Annotated in this window: 16 protein-coding genes; 10 read left to right on the top strand and 6 right to left on the bottom strand. The window is 63.3% G+C overall.

Annotated features, from left to right (window positions below):
- Nucleotides 1-90: 90 nt before the first annotated feature.
- Nucleotides 91-273 carry a VOC family protein gene (locus ACYVHK_RS10855; protein WP_460531219.1) on the bottom strand — a complete coding sequence of 61 codons (183 nt, stop codon included), beginning with the start codon at nucleotides 271-273 and terminating at the stop codon, nucleotides 91-93.
- A gap of 352 nt (nucleotides 274-625) precedes the next feature.
- Here ACYVHK_RS10855 and ACYVHK_RS10860 point away from each other — a divergent pair, with 352 nt between their 5' ends.
- Nucleotides 626-1,243 carry a hypothetical protein gene (locus tag ACYVHK_RS10860; protein WP_460531222.1) on the top strand — a complete coding sequence of 206 codons (618 nt, stop codon included), beginning with the start codon at nucleotides 626-628 and terminating at the stop codon, nucleotides 1,241-1,243.
- 117 nt (nucleotides 1,244-1,360) lie between these two features.
- On the opposite strand, the gene ACYVHK_RS10865 is transcribed toward ACYVHK_RS10860, so the two are convergent.
- Together ACYVHK_RS10865 and ACYVHK_RS10870 are read right to left on the bottom strand one after the other, a co-directional pair.
- Nucleotides 1,361-2,305: a sugar-binding transcriptional regulator gene (locus ACYVHK_RS10865; RefSeq protein WP_460531225.1), complete on the bottom strand. Its 945-nt coding sequence runs from the start codon at nucleotides 2,303-2,305 to the stop codon at nucleotides 1,361-1,363.
- A gap of 182 nt (nucleotides 2,306-2,487) precedes the next feature.
- Nucleotides 2,488-2,721 (bottom strand): hypothetical protein, encoded by a 234-nt coding sequence (locus tag ACYVHK_RS10870; protein WP_460531228.1) that lies wholly within the window; start codon nucleotides 2,719-2,721, stop codon nucleotides 2,488-2,490.
- Here ACYVHK_RS10870 and ACYVHK_RS10875 point away from each other — a divergent pair.
- The 7 genes from ACYVHK_RS10875 (at nucleotide 2,720) to xylB (ending at nucleotide 10,858) form a co-directional block, all read left to right on the top strand.
- On the top strand, nucleotides 2,720-4,030 hold the full coding sequence (locus tag ACYVHK_RS10875) for an ABC transporter substrate-binding protein (RefSeq protein WP_460531231.1): 1,311 nt from the start codon (nucleotides 2,720-2,722) through the stop codon (nucleotides 4,028-4,030). The two genes, ACYVHK_RS10870 and ACYVHK_RS10875, sit on opposite strands and share 2 nt — an antisense overlap.
- A 121-nt stretch (nucleotides 4,031-4,151) precedes the next feature.
- Nucleotides 4,152-5,084, top strand: coding sequence for a carbohydrate ABC transporter permease (locus ACYVHK_RS10880; protein WP_460531234.1), 933 nt, complete (start codon nucleotides 4,152-4,154; stop codon nucleotides 5,082-5,084).
- The gene (locus tag ACYVHK_RS10885; protein ID WP_460531237.1) at nucleotides 5,081-5,896 is read left to right on the top strand and encodes a carbohydrate ABC transporter permease; all 816 of its coding nucleotides are present in this window, start codon (nucleotides 5,081-5,083) and stop codon (nucleotides 5,894-5,896) included. Before ACYVHK_RS10880 ends, ACYVHK_RS10885 begins: the two co-directional genes overlap by 4 nt.
- Nucleotides 5,893-6,567, top strand: coding sequence for an HAD family hydrolase (locus ACYVHK_RS10890; protein WP_460531240.1), 675 nt, complete (start codon nucleotides 5,893-5,895; stop codon nucleotides 6,565-6,567). The genes ACYVHK_RS10885 and ACYVHK_RS10890 overlap by 4 nt, the downstream gene beginning before the upstream one ends.
- A gap of 37 nt (nucleotides 6,568-6,604) precedes the next feature.
- Nucleotides 6,605-7,705 (top strand): ABC transporter ATP-binding protein, encoded by a 1,101-nt coding sequence (locus ACYVHK_RS10895; RefSeq protein ID WP_460531243.1) that lies wholly within the window; start codon nucleotides 6,605-6,607, stop codon nucleotides 7,703-7,705.
- A gap of 269 nt (nucleotides 7,706-7,974) precedes the next feature.
- On the top strand, nucleotides 7,975-9,366 hold the full coding sequence (gene dalD, locus ACYVHK_RS10900; protein WP_460531246.1) for a mannitol dehydrogenase family protein: 1,392 nt from the start codon (nucleotides 7,975-7,977) through the stop codon (nucleotides 9,364-9,366).
- A gap of 31 nt (nucleotides 9,367-9,397) precedes the next feature.
- Nucleotides 9,398-10,858, top strand: coding sequence for a xylulokinase (gene xylB, locus ACYVHK_RS10905; RefSeq protein WP_460531248.1), 1,461 nt, complete (start codon nucleotides 9,398-9,400; stop codon nucleotides 10,856-10,858).
- 502 nt (nucleotides 10,859-11,360) lie between these two features.
- On the opposite strand, the gene ACYVHK_RS10910 is transcribed toward xylB, so the two are convergent.
- Nucleotides 11,361-11,699 carry an immunity protein Imm33 domain-containing protein gene (locus ACYVHK_RS10910; protein ID WP_460531251.1) on the bottom strand — a complete coding sequence of 113 codons (339 nt, stop codon included), beginning with the start codon at nucleotides 11,697-11,699 and terminating at the stop codon, nucleotides 11,361-11,363.
- Nucleotides 11,700-11,851: 152 nt separating this feature from the next.
- On the opposite strand from ACYVHK_RS10910, the gene ACYVHK_RS10915 reads away from it, so the two are divergent.
- Together ACYVHK_RS10915 and ACYVHK_RS10920 are read left to right on the top strand one after the other, a co-directional pair.
- Nucleotides 11,852-12,076: a hypothetical protein gene (locus ACYVHK_RS10915; protein ID WP_460531254.1), complete on the top strand. Its 225-nt coding sequence runs from the start codon at nucleotides 11,852-11,854 to the stop codon at nucleotides 12,074-12,076.
- 56 nt (nucleotides 12,077-12,132) lie between these two features.
- Nucleotides 12,133-13,155 (top strand): SDR family oxidoreductase, encoded by a 1,023-nt coding sequence (locus ACYVHK_RS10920; RefSeq protein WP_460531257.1) that lies wholly within the window; start codon nucleotides 12,133-12,135, stop codon nucleotides 13,153-13,155.
- A gap of 10 nt (nucleotides 13,156-13,165) precedes the next feature.
- Here ACYVHK_RS10920 and pbpC read toward each other — a convergent pair whose 3' ends face one another.
- Together pbpC and ACYVHK_RS10930 are read right to left on the bottom strand one after the other, a co-directional pair.
- Entirely contained in the window at nucleotides 13,166-15,436 is a 2,271-nt protein-coding gene (pbpC, locus tag ACYVHK_RS10925) for a penicillin-binding protein 1C (protein ID WP_460531260.1), read from the bottom strand.
- Nucleotides 15,423-21,152 carry an alpha-2-macroglobulin family protein gene (locus tag ACYVHK_RS10930; RefSeq protein WP_460531263.1) on the bottom strand — a complete coding sequence of 1,910 codons (5,730 nt, stop codon included), beginning with the start codon at nucleotides 21,150-21,152 and terminating at the stop codon, nucleotides 15,423-15,425. Before ACYVHK_RS10930 ends, pbpC begins: the two co-directional genes overlap by 14 nt.
- Nucleotides 21,153-21,442 lie beyond the last annotated feature (290 nt).

Here is a 21,442-nt window from a genome sequence, read left to right on the forward strand (position 1 = left end):
CCCGGGCAAAGAAGCACCTTTTACGTCAGAAAAGCCCGTAGGTACTACGTTATAGCGGATCCACGGTCTGTGTTTTGACAATTTACCAAGCTAGGAAAAAATGCCCGCAACGGTAAATTCAACCGTCAGCGCATCCCCCACCTTGCCGTTGGGGTAGTCGGATGGCGCACGGTGGACAGCGCCCACACTGCTATCGGGAAAAGTATCGGCATAGAAGCGTGCGGCCGCTTCCGCATCGTGTTCGTACCACAGGCAGATCGTGTTCTTGGCCATGTTGATCACTCCTAGGGGGATGGAAGTCGTGGAGCAAGCCGAATGCCTGCCCTGCGTTATGGGAGCGTCGCACCGTTGGGAAATGGTCGGGCGCAGCCCTATGGCGCGAAGGCTCCGCCATGAATCGTAGTGTAAGCCGCGCCGATTGACGCCCCAGTTCAGTCAGAGGAATGGCAAGGGAAGTTCCATGGAGTCTGACGGTCGGCCCAGCGTGGCGACTACAGGTACAAAGGCCAAGACAACTGCTGCCGTGGTAGGGCGCCCTACGCACTAGATAGCATGAGTTGCGATGGCTAACAGCCCTCTACAATAGGCCCTATCTAGACTCTATTGGCTACTGGAGGGATCGAACATGAACGTTGGCAATTCGGTACGCAAGTCAATTGAGGACTGGGGTGGCGGCGATCTTGACTCTGCCATGCTGCATGCATGCAATGCGATAGACGGTACTGCGAAAAAGCTATACCCAAAGGAAGGAAGCAATGCCAGATTTACCAGACTACTCCGAGAGCACTACCCAATTCTTGGCCCTATGGGAGCGCCAGGATTGAACTTGATTGAGACGCGCTTTCCAGTAAACGTCGAACGCCCCAAGGCGCCAGGGGGAAAGCCGGATATTGCAGATATCATCTATGGCATACATCGATGCAGCCACGGTCACGGGCAAGCGTTACCTGAAGGTTTCGAGTTGTTCCGCGATGCAAATGGTCCACCAAGACTCACCAGAATCGAGATAACAAAAGGAACTGTACGGCTCAGTGATCGAATCATATTCGGCTTACTTGCGGTTGCCGTCATGTCGCCAGCTAATCAGGATCAGCATGTTCCAGTTGGGTACTACCTTACATTTGGAACCACCGAAAAGCTTTATATCAATGAATGGTGGGGACGCTATGCAGACTTTGATGCCATTGCTGCAACTGATCCCACGCCACAGGTAACTCTAGATGCTTCCCAATGGATGACGTAGCAATAGAGTAGAACCGACCTTGACCCAAAAGATCAGCTTATCTAAAGCCTGAAATGGTAGGCACTCGCACAATCTAAGAAGTGATTATGCAGAGAGCAACCTTCGCCCCCGGAGCACCTAACCCAACACCACCCGCGCCGTCGCCTCATCCGTCACCAGCCCTGACAGCCAGCCTCCATTGAGCACCGCCTGTATCGCCTTGTGCTTGCCCGGCCCGCCGGCAAAGGCGATGACCGTGCGTTGCGCGGGCTTGGGGAGTTGCAGGCTGGTCACGCGTTGGCAGATGGGTGATGTCAGCGGACGACCCTGGCCGTCCAGGACGTGGCCGATCATTTCGCCGGCGGCACCTTCGGCGACCAGTTGCTGGATTTCCTCGGTGTTCAGGAAGCCATCCTCATGCAGCGGGCAGCCGAGGCCAACCGAGCCGATGCCGACCAAGGTGAGGTCGGCATTCGCCGAGAGTTCGCTGACCACCCGATAGACGCGATTACCGGCCCATTGGCGGCGGTCGTCGGCGCTGTCGGCGATCAGCGGGGCAGGCAGCATGAAGTATTTGCTGGCGGTCTTGTCCGCCGCACGCAGGGCGACGTCGTAGCGGTTGGAGGCACCGTCTGCAGCAATGGCGCCGACCATGGAGACGATGCGGTGCTGTGGGCGTTCGATATGCGGTAGTTCGTCGATCACCGCCTTGAGGGTACGGCCGGAGCCGACGTTCATGACCAGGGGGGCTTCGGACGCCAGGTATTGCTCGGTGATCTCGGCACCGGCCACGGCCAGCATGCGCTGCAGGGCTTCCGGGTCGTGACCATCGGTGGGGACCACATGGCAGTGGCTCAGGCCGTAACGCTTGGCAACGTCCTGGGCCAGGGTCAGGCAATCCGAGATGGGGTGCTCGATCCTCACCCGTACCAGGCCCTGTTCGCTGGCAAAGGCCACCAGCCGTTGCACGATCTGGCGCGAGATGCCCAGGTGCTCGGCAATCTCGTGCTGCGTCTTGCCGGCTACGTAATACAGCCAGGCCGCCCTCGCCGCCTGGTCCAGTTTTTCTTGTTGTCGCGACATACCCACTTATCCCCGAACATTTTCCTGCTTGCCATGCTGCGCTGCAGCAGCGTGATCTTAGCCGCATGGCGGCATGGTCCTGCGTTTTTCCTGCGCACCAGGCTAGTGCAACGCACAACAAAACACTTGCTCAATCCTAGAGCAAAAGCTTGACTTCATCATCTCAAGGATCAAATATTTGCTCACTCGATGAGCATATGATCGAAATCAACAAAAGCCAATGATCTGTAAACAATGCAGAAATTGGCCGATTTTGATGAACTTTCGATCACGAACGAGACAAGAAGGCAGCTTTTCCCGGCCAGATCGTGCAGGCAGGCCGGGTCTACAACAAGCAGGCGAACCCGGCCGGCCGCAAGGTCGGCTCGCACCAGCTCGGTGCGGCAGCACAACACCTTCCGGAGACGAGACAACATGAACAGAAAGCACCTGCTGGCCACCCTCACCACCGCGCTCATGGGCGCAAGCGGCCTGGCCAGCGCCGCCACGGTGACGATCGCCACCATCAACAACCCCGACATGATCGAACTGCAGAAGCTCTCCAAGCAGTTCGAGAGCGCCAACCCGGACATCACCCTCAAGTGGGTGGTGCTGGAAGAAAGCGTGCTGCGCCAGCGCGTGACCACCGATATCGCCACCAATAGCGGCCAGTTCGACCTGATGACCATCGGCGCCTACGAGGCCCCGATCTGGGCCAAGCGTGGCTGGCTAGCCGGGCTGGACATGCCGGCGAGCTACGATGTGGACGACGTGATCAAGACCGTACGCGACGGGCTGTCCTACAACGGCAAGCTGTACGCCGTGCCCTTCTATGCCGAAAGCTCGATGACCTACTACCGCAAGGACCTGTTCGAGGCCAAGGGCCTGAAAATGCCGGCGGAACCAACCTGGAAGGACCTGGAAGGCTTTGCCGCCAAGCTGCATGACCCCGGTAAGGGCCAGTACGGCATCTGCCTGCGCGGCCGCGCCGGCTGGGGCGAGAACATGGCCCTGCTGGGCACCATGGTGAACAGCAATGGCGGCCGCTGGTTTGACGAGAACTGGAAGCCCACCATCGATACGCCCGAGTGGAAGGCCGCCGTCACCCAGTACGTGAACATCCTGAACAAGTACGGCCCTCCAGGCGCCAGCGGCAACGGCTTTAATGAGAACCTGGTGCTGTTTGCCAGCGGCAAATGCGGTATGTGGATCGACGCGACCGTCGCGGCCGGCATGCTCTACAACGGCGCGGAATCCAAGGTATCGGACAAGGTAGCGTTTGCCCCGGCCCCGATCGCCACCTCGCCCAAGGGCGCGCATTGGCTGTGGATGTGGTCGCTGGCGATCCCCAAGTCGTCCAAGTCGCAGGATGCCGCCAAGAAGTTCGCCGCCTGGGCCACCAGCAAGGAATACATCCAGCTGGTCGCCAAGGACAAGGGCTGGGCCTCGGTCCCGCCGGGTACGCGCAAGTCCACCTACGCCTCGCCGGAGTACCAGAAGGCCGCGCCGTTCGCGAGCTTTGTGCTGCAGTCCATCGAAACCGCCAACCCGACCGATGCGACGGTAAAGAAGGTGCCGTATATCGGCGTGCAGTTCGCCACCATTCCGGAGTTCCAGTCCATCGGTACTGTGGTTGGCCAGGCCATGGCGGGTGCGCTGACGGGCAAGACGACGATTGATGCCGCCTTGAAAACATCACAGGCGCAGGCAGAGCGGGCTATGAAGCAAGGTGGCTACCTGAAGTAAGCGCCGTATCTCAAGCTCGCTTCATGTCATCGCAAGCAAGACCGGGGGCGCTCATCCGGGCGCCCCACCTCTCACTGTCTAGCCCTGGCCATCTGCCAGGTGCGCACAGGATGGCTACACCATGACCAATCAGGCTCTTGAAGTCACAGCGGGGGAAGACTGTCCGCCCGCCGTGCCGGATCGCCCCTCCATCACCGCCAAGCTGCTGCTCAGCCCATCGGTCGCCCTGCTGGGCCTGTGGATGATCGTGCCGCTGGCGATGACGCTCTATTTCTCGGTCATCCGCTACAACCTGCTGAACCCGGACCAGACGGGTTTTGTGGGCATAGAGAACTACCAATACCTGCTGGAAGACCCGGCCTTCTGGCCCGCCATCGGTCACACCGTGGTGCTGATCGGCTCGGTGCTGCTGATCTCGGTCATTGCCGGCGTGTTGCTGGGGGTGCTGTTCGACCAGAAATTCCCCGGTCGGGGCGTGGCACGGCTGCTCGTGATTGCGCCGTTCTTTGTCATGCCCACCGTGAGCGCGCTGATCTGGAAGAACATGATCCTGCATCCGGTCTATGGCCTGTGGGCGCATATCTTCCAGTTCTTTGGCGCGACGCCCATCGACTGGCTGGCCGAATACCCGCTGTGGTCCATCATCGTGATCGTGGCCTGGCAGTGGATACCGTTTGCCTTCCTGATCCTGCTCACCGCGCTGCAATCGCTCGACCAGGACCAGCGCGAGGCAGCCCAGCTCGACGGTGCCGGCCCGATCCGCATTTTCTTCTACATCACCCTGCCCCACCTGCGCCGTGCGATTGCGGTGGTGGTGATGATAGAGAGCATCTTCCTGCTGGCGGTGTTTGCCGAGATCTTCACCGCCACAGCCGGCGGCCCGGGGACCGAGACCACCAACCTGACCTATCTGGTCTACGCCATCGGCCTGCAGCAGTTCGATATCGGCATTGCCTCTGCCGGTGGGGTGATCGCCGTGGTGCTGGCCAATATCGTCTCGTTCTTCCTGGTCCGCATGCTGGCCAGGAACCTGCGTGGGGAGTACGACCAATGAACCGCGATCATCTGCAGCAAGTCTGGGTCGGCGCGCTGGCCTGGAGCGTGGCGGCGCTGATGTTCTTCCCCATCCTGTTGATCGCCATCACTGCGTTCAAGACCGAGCAGGATGCCTACAGCCTCTCATTGCTGTTCCAGCCCACGCTCGATAGCTTCCGCGAGGTGTTCGCCCGCAGCCAGTATGTGGACTTCGTCAAGAATTCGGTCATGGTCTCGCTCGGCTCGACGGTGCTGTCACTGCTGATCGCCGTGCCGGCCGCCTACTCGATGGCGTTCTTCCCCAACAAGCGCACGCAAAAGCTGCTGTTGTGGATGCTCTCCACCAAGATGATGCCAGCCGTGGGCGTGCTGATCCCCATCTACCTGATGGCCAAGCAGACCGGCCTGCTCGATAGCGTGACCGGGCTGATCATCGTCTACACGTTGATGAACCTGCCCATTGCCGTGTGGATGGCGTTCACCTACTTCAACGAAGTACCCAAGGAGATCCTGGAAGCCGCGCGCATCGACGGTGCCAATGCCTGGCAGGAGATGTTCCACCTGCTGCTGCCCACCACCCTGCCGGGCCTGGCTTCCACCGCCCTGCTGCTGGTGATCTTCTCCTGGAACGAGGCCTTCTGGAGCCTCAATCTCTCCAGCAGCAATGCGGCGCCCCTTACCGTCTTCATCGCCTCGTATTCCAACCCGGAAGGCCTGTTCTGGGCCAAGTTGTCGGTCGCCTCCCTGCTGGCCATCGCGCCCATCCTGGCCTTGGGCTGGGTGGCGCAGAAGCAATTGGTGCGTGGCATGACCTTCGGGGCGGTGAAATGAGCCAGCCGTTCACGCATGTGATCTTTGACTGTGACGGCGTGCTGCTCGATAGCGAGGCCGTTGCGCTCGCCACGCTGCTGGATGCGCTGGGCAGCCGCCACGAGCGCAGCGCCTTGGCCGCCTTCCTGCGGCCACGGCTGGGAATGACCATTTTCGATATCGGCGCGGAACTCGCCCGCGAGCTGGATATCCGGCTCGACCACGCCACCCTGCAGGCACTGGGGGCGGAGGTGGAAGCCCGCTGCAGCCTGGGCGTACCCATGGTGCCGGGTGTAGAGGCGGCCATCGCCCAGATCACCCTGCCCAAGGCCTTGGCCAGCAACAGCAGCCATGAGCGGGTGGAAGCCGGCTTACGCCAGCATGGCTTGTGGTCACAGTTCCAGGGGCATGTCCACACGCCCGATGCGACCCACCGCCCCAAGCCGGCACCTGACCTCTACCTTGCCGCCGCGCAAGGCATGGGGGCCAGCCCTGCCCGCTGCCTGGTGATTGAAGACAGCGTGGCCGGCGCCACGGCGGCAACCGCAGCCGGCTGTACGGTGCTGGGCTTCACCGGCACCCGCCACGATGAGGCCGATGCCGCGCAGCGACTGCTGGCCGCCGGTGCCGTTGCCGTATTCGACCAGATGACCCAGCTCCAGGCCAGGCTCAGCGCCCTGGCCGCTGGCTGAGACACTCCCCTTACTATTCCGAGACAAGGACCACACCATGGCCAGCCTCAGTATCCGCAACCTGCACAAGCGCTACGAATCCACCGAGATCCTGCGCGATATCAACCTGGAAATTGCCGACGGCGAGTTCGTGGTCTTCGTCGGCCCGTCCGGCTGCGGCAAGTCCACCCTGTTGCGCAGCATTGCCGGCCTGGAGGCGATTAGCGGCGGTGAGCTGACCATTGGCGGCAAGCGCATGAACGATGTACCGGCCAGCAAGCGCGGCATTGCCATGGTGTTCCAGAGCTATGCGCTCTACCCGCATATGTCGCTGTACGACAATATGGCCTTCGGCCTGAAGATCGCCGGCAAATCCAAGGCCGAGATCGACGTGGCGGTGCAGAAGGCCGCCAAGATCCTGCATATCGACCATCTGCTGGACCGCAAGCCCAAGCAGCTCTCTGGCGGCCAGCGCCAGCGCGTGGCGATCGGCCGGGCCATCACCCGCGAGCCGTCGGTATTCCTGTTCGACGAACCGCTCTCCAACCTCGATGCCGCGCTGCGGGTCAAGATGCGGCTGGAGTTTGCCAAGCTGCACAACACGCTCAAGACCACCATGATCTACGTGACCCACGATCAGGTCGAAGCCATGACCCTGGCCGACAAGATCGTGGTGCTGTCCGGCGGTCGTATCGAGCAGGCCGGCACACCGCACCAGCTCTACCACCATCCGGCCAACCGCTTTGTGGCGGGCTTTATCGGCTCGCCCAAGATGAACTTCCTCGACGGTACCGTCGCCAAGCTGGACCACCAGTATGTGTATGTCGCCCTGGCGGGTGGCATGCAGGCGGTATCGGTCCTGCCGGGCAGCCTGAAGGTCGGCGATACCGTGACCCTGGGTGTGCGGCCGGAGCACCTGCAGCCACAGGCAGGCGGGCCGATTGCCGCGCGCGTAACGGCCGTCGAATCACTCGGCGACCACGCCTATCTGTATGCCGAATGCGATGGCGCACCGGACGGCCTGATCGTGCGGATACCGGAGGACGAACAACATGCGCATGGCGAGGCGCTGACATTGGCAGCGGACCCGGAGCGGTGTCATCTCTTCGATGCCCAGGGGCAGGCGCTGGCGAGGGTGCGACTCCAACAAGCCGCCTAGTGGGTGCTCCCAGCAACCCCACTTTCGCCGCCATGCGTCGTTGCTCATGAAAAATGCCGCCTTACATACCCATGTATGCGCGTTGGCATTTTTCGCTCGCGCCTAGCGAGCGAAGTCGTTGGTGCTGAAAGCGCCTTACTACTTCGGCCTACCCCTTGCGGGTGCAGACAACGAAATTGGGGCCGCTGGAAGCACCCACCGCACAGATGAATTTGTTGTATCGGCTCAACCCACAACGAGCCAGGTACCAACCATAAATGGGAGCCATCATGTCCACCCCCACCGCTGCCCACACCTGGCTGCATATCGGCGCCGGTTCTTTCCATCGCGCCCACCAGGCCGTCTACCTGCACCGGCTGCGCGAATCCGGCGATACCAGCTGGACGCTGGCACTGGGCAATATCCGCGACGACATGTCGCCGCTGCTCGATGCCCTGGCCAGACAGAACGGTCGCTATACCCTAGAGACGGTGGATTCCCGGGGCAACCGGCAGTACGAGAGCATCCGGTCGATCGAGCGGATCATTCCCTGGGACTCGACGCTGTCCGGCCTTGTCGCAGTTGGCGCAGATAGCCAGACCGGCGTCATCTCCTTTACCGTGACCGAGAGCGGCTACTACCTGGACCAACACCATCAGCTCGATACCGGTAATCCTGACCTGCTGGTCGATCTGGAAGGCGGCCATCGCACCATCTACGGCACACTCGCGGCCATCTTGCGGCGCCGCCAATCGCTGGATAACGGCCCGGTCACGCTGCTGAACTGCGACAACCTCCGCCATAACGGCGAACGCTTTCATTTCGGCCTACTGCAATTTCTGGCCTTGCGCGGTGAGGACAAGCTACGCGAATGGGTGCAGCACCACACTAGCAGCCCCAACAGCATGGTGGACCGCATCACCCCACGCCCAGTGCCCGAAGTACGTGCCCGGGTGCTGGCGGCGACCGGCGTGGACGACCCCTGCGCATTGATGGGTGAACGCTTTATCCAGTGGGTGATCGAGGATCAGTTCATCGCCGGCCGGCCCGCGCTGGAGCAGGTCAACGTGGAGATGGTGCAATCGGTGCTGCCGTATGAGGAAGCGAAGATCCGCATCCTCAACGCCACCCATAGCTGCATTGCCTGGGCCGGTACCCTGATGGGCCTCACGTATATCCACGAAGGCACTCTGCACCCGGCCATAAGGCAGCTGGCGCTCGATTACGTGACCAACGACGTGATCCCCTGCCTTACCCCCAGCCCGCTGGACCTGACCCAGTACCGCGATACGGTGATCGACCGGTTCAGCAACCCCAATATCCAGGACAGCAACCAGCGCGTAGCGGCCGATGGCTATAGCAAGATGCCCGGCTTTATCGCCCCCACGCTGCAGGAATGCTTTGCCCGTGGCAGTATTCCGTACAGCACTGCCATGCTGCCGGCGCTGTTCTTTTTGTTCCTGCAGCGCTGGGCGGCAGGCAGCCTGCCGTACACTTACCAGGATGGCATCCAGGACCCGGCCGCCACCCGCGCCATGCTGACGGCGGACGACCCGATCGCCGTCTATGCGGGCGACGCAAGCCTGTGGGGACCACTCGCCGGCAAGCCCGCTTTCACCGCACTGCTGCGCGATGCGATCAGCCGCGCGGAGCAGTGGCTGGCCAAGCAGCAAACCGTCTAACCGACGGCCCGAACCCGACACGGAGCAAGGCATGTTCTTAGGTATCGACCTGGGTACGTCCGAGGTCAAAGTGGTGTTGTTGAGCGAGCAGAACCGCGTGATTGCCAGTGCAGGCGTTACGCTGACTGTCAGCCGGCCGCAGCCGCGCAGGTCCGAACAAGACCCTGCCACCTGGTGGCAGGCCACTTGCGAGGCGATAGACCAACTGCGCCTGGCGCACCCCGGCCCCTTTGCGGCGATCCAGGCCATCGGCCTCTCCGGCCAGATGCATGGCGCCGTGGTGCTGGATGCCGATGATCGGGTCCTGCGTCCCGCCATTCTCTGGAACGATATGCGCAGCGCCGATGAATGCATCGCGCTGACCGAAAGTACCCCCGAGCTATTGGCGATCACCGGCAATCTCGCCATGCCCGGCTTTACCGCACCCAAGCTGCTGTGGCTGGCCCGGCATGAGCCGGACATCTTCGCCCGCACGGCCACCGTGCTGCTGCCCAAGGATTACCTGCGCCTGCAACTGACGGGTGAGAAAGCCAGCGAGCCGTCCGACGCAGCCGGCACCTTGTGGCTGGATGTGGCCAAGCGCGATTGGTCCGATGTCATGCTCGCCGCAACCGGCCTCAACCGCAGCCATATGCCGCGGCTGGTGGAGGGGGATGCAGTCTCCGGTCGGCTCAAGCCCGCGCTGGCAGAGCGCTGGGGCCTGGCCAGCAGCGTGATCGTCGCTGGCGGCGGGGGCGACAATGCCGCCAGTGCCATCGGCATCGGCGCGACCGAACCGGGGGACGGCTTTATCTCGCTGGGGACATCCGGCGTGCTGTTTGTCGTCAACGACCGTTTCCGCCCCAACCCTGCATCGGCCGTGCATGCCTTCTGCCATGCCCTGCCCGGCCGCTGGCACCAGATGAGCGTGATCCTCTCCGCCGCCAGTTGCCTGCGCTGGCTGTGCAAGCTGGTGGGGACGGACGAAGCCACCCTGCTGCCCGAAGTGGTCGCCCTCAGCACCAGCGCCTGCGACAACGCCCCGATCTTCCTGCCCTATCTCTCCGGTGAGCGCACACCGCATAACGACCCCTACGCCCAGGGCGTCTTCCACGGCCTTACTCACGCAACCGACAGGGCGATGCTGGGCTACGCGGTGCTGGAAGGCGTCGCCTTCGGCCTCAAGGATGGCCTGGATGCCCTGCACGAGGCAGGGACCGAGGTCAGCACCCTCTCCCTCATGGGCGGCGGCGCACGCAGCCCGTATTGGGCACAGTTGATTGCGGACATCCTGCAGACCCGTATCGTCACACATCACGGTGGCGAGGCCGGTGGCGCGCTGGGTGCCGCGCGGCTGGGCTGGCTGGCATGCGGTGGAGACGCGGCGACCATCTGCCAGAAGCCACCGGTGCGGGCGGAGTATCTGCCAGGTACACAACGGGCCGAGGTCTTGGCACGCCGTTTACAGCAGTACCGGGCGATCTATCGGGATGGGCCGGGGTCGTTGCATTAAGGTCGATGTGAGATACGTTGCACATTGGTCTTGGGTGCATGCGAGCTACGTTGGTGGAAGGCGCTGCGCTTGTCCACCCTACAAAACCATAGGCAGCGGTGACAGAACAGCGCAACGCCAGGCTACGGAGTGCCCGGGTCCCCGTGAGCGCCGCTGAGCATCGCAGCCCGTCTCGGGGTAGTCCGGGGAGCGTTGTCTGAGCCGGCTTGCCGGCGAGTTTCGCTCTCCGGCCGAGACGGGTGAGAAGCGCAAGGGACCCCGCAGGGGCGGCGCTGTCGGGGTCGCCTTTTCTTTGCTTACTTTCTCCGGCGACGCGGTACGTTGGGTAGAAAGTAAGGCGGCTGCGGGACGCACTCCCGCTCCAAATTGCACATAGTGCAAGCCTCGCGGCGATAGCCGCCAAAACACTTTTGCCGCCTTACGGATGCTGCGGGTGACATGGCGGGCACTTGTAGGCTAGATGTCCCCGCAAGGGGGAGGCCGGGACGAGCAAGGTACCGGTCTACTCCTGCGAAGTCTCCACCATCCACACATCCTCATACCCGCGATCATCAATGATGAAATTCGCCCCGGGTGGCAGGCGCAGGTACTTCAGCACCAGCGGCAAGTAGTTCGCCAAGTGTGTCGTATGTATAGGCTGGTAGAAATCAGGGTCTTCGGAGAACTCGCCGCAGTAGATGAACCAGCTGATGTTCTCGCCCTCCTCCAGCTCGATGCGCGTACCGTGGATGGGCATGCGGCCCAGTGTCGACATCGCGACGGCGACCATGTCTTCTGGCGCGACCGTGACGGTCTGGTACTTGGCGCAAATCTGGTACTGCGCTTCCAGCAATTTGGGCATGGCAATACGCGGCGGATGGGGTATTTCCAGCCTATCGCGTCGGTTTGAATTTGACCATCCGTGCATCGCACCCGGTGCCCTTCCCGCTACCGTTCTGCCACACTCTGTGGTGTGGGATACAACGAAGCCATCGGGCCAACCGGGAGCACACCATGTTCGACATGCTGAAAGCCTTGTTCCGAAAACGCAGAGCCTCGGCGGCGGACGCCAGCAGCTCGTCCAGCCAGGCTTACGACCCGGTGTTCATGCCCATCATGACGAGCGATACCTCAAGCTGGGACGCTGCACCCGGCGAATGCAGCAGCAATAGCGAAAGTGGCTCCTCCAGTAGCGACAGCAGTTCCTGCGACAGCGGTTCATCGAGTTCCTCGGATTAAGGTGTCCGCCCGGCCGGTGGTCTATGCTGTGACCACCTCACCCGCTAAGGCGCACCATGGCTGCACAACTGATTCTCATCACCGGCATCTCCGGCTTTATCGCCAAGCATTGCGCGATTGAGCTATTGACGCATGGCTACCGTGTACGCGGTACGGTGCGCAGCCTGGCCAAGGCCAATGAAGTCAAGGCGACACTGGCACGGCATTGCGACACCACCGGGCTGGAGCTGGTGGAGGCGGACCTGCTGGCGGATGCCGGCTGGGAAGCCGCTATGGAGGGTGTGTATGGCGTGCTGCATGTGGCGTCGCCGTTTCCGGTCGGGGAGCCCAAGGACCCGGACGAGCTGATACGGCCGGCGGTCGACGGCACGATGCGGGTGCTGAAGTCGGCGATTGCCGCTGGCGTACCGCGCTTTGTGCAGACCTCCTCCACCGTGGCGGTGGGATATGGCCACCCCAAGAGCCGCACCGTACCGTTTACCGAGGACGACTGGACGGTGCTCGATGGTGAGGGTGTAGGCGCCTATGCCCGCTCCAAGACCCTGGCGGAACGGGCAGCGCGTGATCATCTGGTACTGACCCAGGCGGATATCCACTACGCCAGCGTCAACCCCGGCTTTGTACTGGGCCCGTTGCTCGATCAGGACCTGGGCAGTTCCGGCGAGATCATCCGCATGTTCCTGCGTGGCAAGTATCCGGGCTGTCCCAAGCTTTCCTTCCCGGTTGTGGATGTGCGCGATGTTGCCAAGGTACAGCGGCTGGCGCTGGAGACGCGCGAACCCAGCGGTGGGCGCTACCTGGCAGTATCGGAGACGGCCTGGTTCAGCGACATGATGCGGCCGATCAAGGCGCGGCTCGGCGACAAGGCGCGCAAGGTGCCGCGTGGTGAGCTACCCAATTTCCTGGTGCGGTTGATCGGCATGTTCGACCCCGCCGCCCGCAGCGTCGTCCCCGAACTGAGCCATTACGTACGGTTCGACAATAGTCGTACCCGCAAGGCACTGGGCATCAGCTTTCTACCGGTGACGGAATCCGCCCCGGCGATGGCGCAGAGCCTGGTCGACCTGAATCTCGTCTAGGCCGTCGCGGTCAGTGGGCGGCGGTGACGGTCTCCGCCCCATCGCACACTAATGGCCGCTTGGTGCTGCCACGCACCGAAAAGCGCACCGGATTGGCCAGCTCGCCACCGTCCGTCCCCAGCAAACGCAAGGTCCAGCTACCCGGCTGCGGCGCCCAGGCCTCACCCGGGGCCAGCGATTGGCGGCAAGGCTTGGGCTGGGTACGCTCCAGTTGCCAGCGATAGTCGTCGCCGGCAGGCTCGGCTCGCAGGACAACCCGCTCCACGGCACTCGGCAGATCAGGATCCAGCGCGATCACCAGGCCGTTGCCGGGGTAGCTGATGCGCGGCCGCCCCTGGGCGGTGAGCAGATCGGTGCGGATGATCTCGCGGCTCTCGGTACCGCGCAGGAACCACTCGCGCCGGTCGGCCTCCGGCACGCCGGTAAAGTGCACATTGCTGGCCACCAGGCCGGCCGGCGCCTTGGGCGGCGAACCGGGGTCGGATTCCTGCAGGGCGTGCACCAGATCACGCCAGATCGGTGCGGCGCCGTGCATGCCGGACACATCCCACATCGGCTCGCCCGAGAAGTTACCCACCCAGACACCCACGGTGTACCGGCGGGTAAAGCCCATGCACCAGTTGTCGCGCATGTCCTTGCTGGTGCCTGTCTTGACGGCCGACCAGACGCGCGTCGCCAGGGTGTTTTCCAGATCAAACGTCGAGGCGCGGGCGCCGCGGTCGGACAATATGTCACCAATCACGAAGGCCGCCTCGCCCGACAAGGCACGGCGGGGTGTGACGGCGGGACGAGGATCGGCCAGCAGCAAAGGGGCGACCGGCGTCCACTGCCCGCCATTGGCCAGCGCGCGGTAGGCGTTAGCAAGGTCCAGCAGGCGCACATCAGCACCACCCAGTGCCAGGCCAAAGCCGTAATGGTCGGCCGGTTTGTCCAGGGTATCGAGACCCAGCGCCTTAAGCCGCTGGTAGAAGGGATCGACGCCGGTCAGCAGCAACGTGCGCACCGCCGGCACATTGAGGCTGGACGCGAGTGCGGTACGCGCGCTGACCCAGCCCTTGAACTGCCGGTCATAGTTCTGCGGCACATAGGCGCCGTTGGCGGCGGTCAGCGCCAGCGGTGAATCATGCAGCAGGGAGGCCGCCGTAATGCGCCGCTGTTCCAGCGCCAGGCCATAGAGAAACGGTTTGAGCGTGGAGCCAGCCTGCCGGGGCGCGAGCACACCATCCACCTGCGGTGCATCGGATATCTGCCCGCTGGAGCCAACCCAGGCGACGACGGCACCGGTGGCGTTGTCGAGCACCACCACGGCACCGTCCTCGACATTCTGCCGGCGCAGTTCGCGTAGGTGGGCACCCAGGCTTTCCACCGCCAGCCGCTGGATGCGGGCATCCAGCGTGGTACGCAGGACCGGCATGCCCTCCACCGCCTTGGCCGGGGCCGGTCGTGTTCCCCAACCCTCCAGTGCCTTGCGGGCGATATGCGGCGCCAGGGCGACCTTGCCGACCTGGCTGTAGGTGGGCTTGTCACCCAGGGTGATCAGCGCACGGGCACGTACGGTGCGGCAATCCGGCCGGTTGCCGGCGCCCAGTTCGGCTTCATCCAGCGCCAGGGCAATGCCGCAGGCACGTTCGGCGACCTTCTGGGGCTGGCGCACCAGGGCGGCCAGCAAGGTCGCCTCGGTCCAGTCCAGTCCATCGGGCGACTTGCCGAACCAGAGCTGGCTGGCGGCATTGAGGCCAGTGGCCTCGCCACGCAGCGGCATCAGGTTCAGGTAGGCCTCCAGGATTTCCCGTTTGCTCCATTGCCGTTCGATGGCACGGGCGGCCAGCGCCTGGTCCCACTTCTGCTCGAGATTGCGGCGCGAGCCAGGTGCCGCCCGCAAGGCCGGGTCCAGCAAACCGGCGAGCTGCATGGTCAGCGTGGAAGCACCACGCAGTTGGCCACCCTTCTGGTTGCTCCAGGCGGCCTGTGCCAGTGCGGCCCAGTCCACCCCGCCGTGGTCCCAGAATCGCTGGTCCTCGGCAGTGACCAGGGCCACCCGCAAGGTGGGGGAGACTTCGTCGAGCGAGACCCAGGCCAGCCGGCGTACGCCGTAGTCGTGCCGCACCGCCTGCAAGGGGGTGCCCTGCCGGTCAGCCACCAGCCAGTCACTGGTCCGGTAGGCGGCCTTCACGCTGGCGTAGCTCGGTACCTCGGCGGCGACAGCATGGTTGATCCCTGCCGCCAGCAAGGCAGCGCACAGCAAGCTGTGCACCGCCCTGTTCTGCTTACTGCCCGACATGCCAATCCTCGTTCGGTGCTTCGCCAAAGTTCTCCGGCGCGTACATGGCTTCTACCCGGGTCGGCGGCAGCTTGAAATCCCCCGCGTTGTTGAGGCGGAAGGAATACACCACCCGGGCGGATTTCCAGAAATAGCCGTAGTAGGCACGGTAGGCATCGAAGGCACGCTCCACATAGCTCGCCCAGCTGCTGGTCGTGGCTTCATTGCTCTGTGCCAGTTGCGAATCCCCACCCAGGCCAGAGCCGAGGATGGTGGCGCCTGCCGGCACCGGATCGTTGATCACCACGGACGTCCAGCTGGTGGGGGCGTTGATGTTCAGCTCCACCTGTACCACGTCGCCACGGCTCCAGCGGCCCGGCACCTTTTGTTCCAGCGGGGTGATCTTCTTGGTCAGGCTGAAGCCACTGTAGACCGGCGCGGTGAGCTTGCGCGCGGCCAGGGTGCGGATGGTCGCCCAGGGCTTGCCGGTGCCGTTCTGGGTGATGTTGACCGTACCCGTGCCTGCGGCAGGCCAGTTGAAGCGGAAGCCCTTGCCCGGATCGAGCACGTCCTTGCTATTGGCCACGGCGGCGCTGGCCTTGTCCCAGTCCAGCGACTGGGCCGGCGTGGTGCTGCCCGCCAGGGTCATGGCCGTGCTGCCACGGACAGGGGTCTTCTCATACTTCTTGGCGAACTTGTCCAGCATCAACAAACCCCAGATGTTGGACGGCGTGGTGTTCCAGTGGCCACCGCGCTGACGCGACATCACCCCGCGCACCAGCTTGGGTACATCACGCTGCCAGGACGGCCGCTCCATCAGGGCGCTGACCGCTCGGGCGGCCGTGGCATCGGGCGACACCATCATCCACCACCAGTAGTCGGCGCTTTCGTTGGCAAACTGGGTCATGGTGCCGGAGGTGACCAGGCGGGTGCGCAGGAGCTGTTCCGCCTCGGCCAGTCGCTTGTCGCGGTTGGGCAGCTGCTCGCTGCGTTGCAGGATGTTGAGCCAATCCACCAGCGCACCAGTGGGCCAATGGGCAGGGTCGACCTGGATGGTAGCCAGCCGTGCCGGGGTCGCCTCGCCATAGCGGGACAAGACTTCCAGCGCCTGCAGCTTGCGCATCACCAGGTCATTGCCCTTGGTCCAACGCACCTCGGGGTTCTCCTGGATACGGCCTTCCACAAAGCCGGCCAGTGCCGCCACCATGCGATTGCGCGGCTCGTCCGGAATCGCATAGCCCGCCTCATGGCCGACGGCCAGCAGATAGGCCGTGAGCGGTATGGACGGCCGGTTGTACTGGCTGGGATTGGGGTAGTAGGCAGCCAGGCCATTGGTATCGAGATAAGTCTCCAGATGGCTCATGACATCTGCCCAGCGGGCACGGCTGGCGGTGCCGATGGCCTTGGAAACCTTCTGTTCCAGGCAGATGTAGGGGTAGCTTTCCATATAGTCGCGTACGCCATCACTGCTGGCACCCAGGCGGCCCTTGAGGAAAACCTCTACGCCACCACGGCCCGGCAGGGCATCGGCCGGCAGTTTCACCGGCACGTTGAAGCTGCCGTTGATCTGTTCCAGCACGCTGGCCTGTACCGATACCCGGAAGCTCGGCAGCACCTTCTGGCTGACCTTGAGGCCATCCTCGCTACCACGCTGGCCACGTGCACCGATCTGCCAGTCGATGGCCGTCGCACCCTGCGGCACAGTCAGGTTCCAGGCGACTTCACGGCCTTCGCCCGGATCCAGGGTGACGGTCTGCGGGGTGAGACCATTGATGGCGACACGGTTGCCGCCAACATTCACGCTGGCGGTGGGCGAGACGACAATGCTGTCACGTGCGTCGCTCAGGTTGCGGACGGTAAAGCCGGCGCGGAACAGGTCCGGATCACGCACGACAGGTGGCAGGCCGGAGAACAGCTGCACATCCTTGGTGGTGCGGATGCGCGCCCAGCCAGTGCCGAACAGGCTGTTGCCTTGCGTCGCGACTGCGACGATGCGGATGGTGGTCAGCGAATCATTCAAGGGCAGTTTAACGATGGCTTCGCCCTGCTCATCAAGCTTGACGTTAGCGTCCCACTTGATCAGGGTATCGAACAGCTCGCGGGTAGCCTGCTTGCCGCCGCCACCGCCTGCCGGCAAGGCCTTGAGGCCAAAGTGCCGCTTACCGATCACCTCGGCCTGGGCCGTGGAGGTTTCCACCTCGTAGCCCCGCTCGGTCATCATGCGGGCCAGTATCTGCCAGGAGTCATTGCGGGCCAGTTCCAGCAGGGCTTCGTCCACTGCCGCCAGGACAAACTCGCCGTTCTTGGCCGGCGTACCATCAGGCTTGGTGACCTTGACCTTGACCGAGGCCTGCTCGCGCGTCTTGTAGACCGGTTTTTCCGGCGAGACCGTCACACCGAGCGCGTAACCACTTTGCCCAACGCGGATACCAGCGATGCCCAGCTTGTAGGCCGGCTTGCCCAGGTCCACCAGCGCGGTGGGTTGTACGTCCCCTACCCGGCCGCGTATCAACAGGGCCGACACATAGACGTTGGGGCCATAGTTGGGCTTGATGGGCACGCTGATGGTCGGCTGTGCGCCATTCACCGTGGTCACGAAGCGGTCGATCACGCCTTCGCGTTCCACCGTCACCAGGGCGGTGGCCTCGCGGAACGGGGAGCGGACCTGGAAGATCGCGGTGTCGCCCGGCTCGTAGGCCTTCTTTTCCGGGATCAGGTCAATCCGGTCGGAATCACCCTGGTCGAACCAGCCGTCGTCGGCCATGCCGGCCCAGACGCTGGTACTGGCGTAGCTCAGGCGGCCGGCTTCGTCGCGGCTGCTGACTTCAATGATCAATTCCCCGGCCTGCTGCTCGGCAGCAAGCTTGGGTGGAGCGAACTCACAACCGGCCAGCCCCTTGCCATCGGTCTTGCCCTTGCAGACCTCTCCCATGTCCTGCACTTCATAACTCTGGTCATAGCTGTAGAAGCCACCCACCAGACGCTTGCGGTGCACGAAGGATTGCCGGTGCCAGACATGGACCGAATACGCTGCGGCCTTGGGCTTGAGCAGGGTATCGACCACCGCCACCTTGACCTTGACCGGGCTACCCGGCTTGAGCCAGGAATCTGTCGCCACGCCGGCCACCACGGAGGCCGGGAACCAGGCCGTCGTGGTACTGGCGGCATGGATCTCACCCGACGGATCGGAGAATTCCATCTCGCTGTAGATGGTGCCGGGCTGGGACGACTGCGGGATGTCCTTCACCGTCACCCGGCGCGTGCCGCTCTTGTCGAGCTGCAGGTCGCGCTGGTCGTCAAAGATCGCGGTGCTGTCGCTGGTGCTGTTGTACCACTCGCCAGCCTTGATGCGGGCCGGGTCCAGCGGTGCACTGCCGAAGGTGTAGTTGTCCAGGTCCTGGACCGTGATTGCGCTCCAACGCCGCTGGCTGCGTACACGTACCTTCTCACCACTGGCGCCGCCACCAGCGAGGTAGGTCAGCTTGAGGTCCAGCGGCAACTCCTTGCTGGCCACTGCCGGCTTGCCCGAGCTCACCTCGCCCTTCAGTACTGGCAGGCGGAACTCGCCGATGCGGAAGCTGCCGCCGCGCATAAAGCTGCCACCCCAGTAATTGTCGTCCTCGCCATAGACCTTCGAGGCTTTCTGTTCGGTCTTGGCAAAGGTCACCCAGTAGCGCCCCAGCTTGGCTTCGGGCGGGATTTTCCAGGTGGATTCCGCCGTGCCGTTCTTCCAGACCAGGGGGAGTTCGAACTGTTGGTCGTCGCCATCGAACTGGATCACGGCCTTGCCGGGCAGGTCGTCATTGGCGACCGCGCCAAAACCGCCCGTGGTGTGGCGGCGGGCAAAGTGCTTCATGTGGATGGTTTCGCCAGCGCGGAACAAGGCGCGGTCGAACACCGTATGGGTCATGATTTCCGGCAGGGCATAGCCGCCCGGCAGCTGGAAGCGCCAGTTCTCAATGCCGCGTTGCCAGCTCGACAGCACATAGGCCATGTCGTCCACGCCGTTGATGCGGGCACGGGCAGACACGTAATAGCCGTAGATGCCATAGCTGCAGCGGCTAGGCCGCGCAGGCAAGGCACGGCGGATCGCCATGGCGCCGTCGGCACCGGTATCGCCAAAGGCCACCTGCACGCCGTTGCAATCCCGTACGGAGATGCGCGCACCGGCCACCGGCTTGCCGGTATCGAGCGCGGTAACCCAGACCAGCTGGTTTTCCGGCGCGAGCTTGAGGTGGACCGAAAGGTTGGTGTTGACCACGCGGGTCTGCACAAACATTGGTGCCTTCTTGCCGATCAGGCGGTCACCCAGCAGGCGCGATTCACCTTCGACTACGTAGTAGCCTGGCTCACCGAGCGGGATGCCGACCACTTCCATCGGCTTGGCGCCATTGGGCTTGGGTAGCAGCAGGGTACGGGCCTTGGGCTCGTTGCGCAGGATGGAACGCTCGCGATAATCACGCTCGCCATCGCTGTCCTTGCCATTCTCGAACACCGGCCCACGGGCCGACCAGGCGATGATCTCTTCATCGGTCGTCAAGCGCAGCAACCGCACCTTGGCGGCGGTGCCGGGCTTGCTGCCATCGGCGGTTGCCAGCTTGCCGTCCACGGCGGGCTCGAGATTACGCAGCGTGACCGGCAGCAGGCCGCCCGCATTGCGTTCCACCACGCCAAAATCGGCAGCGAACTTGAGCAAGGGCGGATAGTCGCCAGTCTTGACCGTGACGGCAGCAAGGCGATCACGGTTGGTCAGGGTGCGGCCATCGGCATCGCGCAGCTTCGCCGGTACCTGCAGGGTGAACTTGCTCAAGGGCGGGAACGGCCCGGCGAACTCCGCCGTGGTCGTCGGCTCGCCATCCCCTTCGTAGTAGTCGTTTTCCAGCGCCTTGGCCTGCCACTTCTTGCCATCCGGGCCCACCAGGTAAATCTTGGTCAGATCTTCCGGATTGATCTGGCCGGAGAAGCGCAGTTGCATCGGGGTGAAGGGCACGCAATCGGCATCGGCATTCTCGCGCTCGCAATTGACGGTGACCGAGAACGCCTGCCGAACCCTGAACTCACGCTGCAAGGGCAGCTTGCTGGCAAGGCCAGTCAGCGTCTTGAAACCGGCATCCACATGCAGCACTACCACCGCGCCGGAGGGCAAGCTCTGCGCGCACTTGAGCACGACGATCTTGTTGACCTCCGCCTGCTGGTTCTGCTTTTTGAGGATTTCCATCTTGAGCGCGGGCGCAACCTGCTTGGCCCGCACCTTCTCGCCCAGCCCTTCCACACCGCACCAGGCGCGGGACTCGATACTGCTCATATCCAGCGCGGTCGTGCTTTGCAGCAAGAAGGCCTGCTCTTCGTCGATAGCGTAGGCATCCCGCTCGCCGGTATTGATCCAGGCATTGATCTCAGGTGCACCGGTATTGAAGCGGTAGTTGGCCACCGTCTTGATGGCGGCACCTTCCGCATCCTTCAGCCCGGCAACCGGCTTGAACTCGCAGCGCACACCGGCCGGCAGGGGGGAGTTGAAATCCAGCACCCAGCTTTGCTGGTCTATCCAGCGCGCATAGCCGTTCACCTTGGCACCGGTACAGGACCAGGTCATGGGTGCTGGCGCATCCGGCTGGCCCAAGGGCTGCACCGGGGCATCGAAGCCGACCGACACCTGGCTGACGTTGGCGACCTCCCCTTGCGGGGTAAAGCGGGTCAGGCTGGTGGCCTGGACGCCCAGCGCCAGCAACGAGAGCATGACTGTGGGCAGGAGGGCGCGCAGCCCCCTTCTCCGCGTTGCCGGTCTGCCCGCATCGGCGCCAGCAGGCGCCTGATCAGGCATGGGACAAGGTAACGCTTGGGCAGGGCTGCGCAGCATGTTTCTTCCTCTTTGTTCTTGCGGCTGATGAGCAACGTCTCATGATTGGACGTTTTGGTGCATGTTTCAAACCCGGCATCGTAGCCCGGACGGGCGGTTTGCGCCCGTTTATAGCGTAGGTACTTATACCGCAGCCCAGGCTGCATCTGGTTTGCGGCCTCATGACGACC

The organism is Chitinimonas naiadis, from assembly GCF_054780835.1.

Excerpts from the sequence above, each read along its gene's own strand:
- ACYVHK_RS10910 (WP_460531251.1), bottom strand. The coding sequence starts at position 11,699 with ATGCCCAAATTGCTGGAAGCGCAGTACCAGATTTGCGCCAAGTACCAG.
- ACYVHK_RS10870 (WP_460531228.1), bottom strand. The coding sequence starts at position 2,721 with ATGTTGTCTCGTCTCCGGAAGGTGTTGTGCTGCCGCACCGAGCTGGTG.
- ACYVHK_RS10920 (WP_460531257.1), top strand. The coding sequence starts at position 12,133 with ATGGCTGCACAACTGATTCTCATCACCGGCATCTCCGGCTTTATCGCC.
- ACYVHK_RS10890 (WP_460531240.1), top strand. The coding sequence starts at position 5,893 with ATGAGCCAGCCGTTCACGCATGTGATCTTTGACTGTGACGGCGTGCTG.
- ACYVHK_RS10875 (WP_460531231.1), top strand. The coding sequence starts at position 2,720 with ATGAACAGAAAGCACCTGCTGGCCACCCTCACCACCGCGCTCATGGGC.
- ACYVHK_RS10930 (WP_460531263.1), bottom strand. The coding sequence starts at position 21,152 with ATGCTCTCGTTGCTGGCGCTGGGCGTCCAGGCCACCAGCCTGACCCGC.
- ACYVHK_RS10915 (WP_460531254.1), top strand. The coding sequence starts at position 11,852 with ATGTTCGACATGCTGAAAGCCTTGTTCCGAAAACGCAGAGCCTCGGCG.
- ACYVHK_RS10880 (WP_460531234.1), top strand. The coding sequence starts at position 4,152 with ATGACCAATCAGGCTCTTGAAGTCACAGCGGGGGAAGACTGTCCGCCC.
- ACYVHK_RS10885 (WP_460531237.1), top strand. The coding sequence starts at position 5,081 with ATGAACCGCGATCATCTGCAGCAAGTCTGGGTCGGCGCGCTGGCCTGG.
- dalD (WP_460531246.1), top strand. The coding sequence starts at position 7,975 with ATGTCCACCCCCACCGCTGCCCACACCTGGCTGCATATCGGCGCCGGT.
- ACYVHK_RS10865 (WP_460531225.1), bottom strand. The coding sequence starts at position 2,305 with ATGTCGCGACAACAAGAAAAACTGGACCAGGCGGCGAGGGCGGCCTGG.
- ACYVHK_RS10895 (WP_460531243.1), top strand. The coding sequence starts at position 6,605 with ATGGCCAGCCTCAGTATCCGCAACCTGCACAAGCGCTACGAATCCACC.
- ACYVHK_RS10855 (WP_460531219.1), bottom strand. The coding sequence starts at position 273 with ATGGCCAAGAACACGATCTGCCTGTGGTACGAACACGATGCGGAAGCG.
- xylB (WP_460531248.1), top strand. The coding sequence starts at position 9,398 with ATGTTCTTAGGTATCGACCTGGGTACGTCCGAGGTCAAAGTGGTGTTG.
- pbpC (WP_460531260.1), bottom strand. The coding sequence starts at position 15,436 with ATGTCGGGCAGTAAGCAGAACAGGGCGGTGCACAGCTTGCTGTGCGCT.
- ACYVHK_RS10860 (WP_460531222.1), top strand. The coding sequence starts at position 626 with ATGAACGTTGGCAATTCGGTACGCAAGTCAATTGAGGACTGGGGTGGC.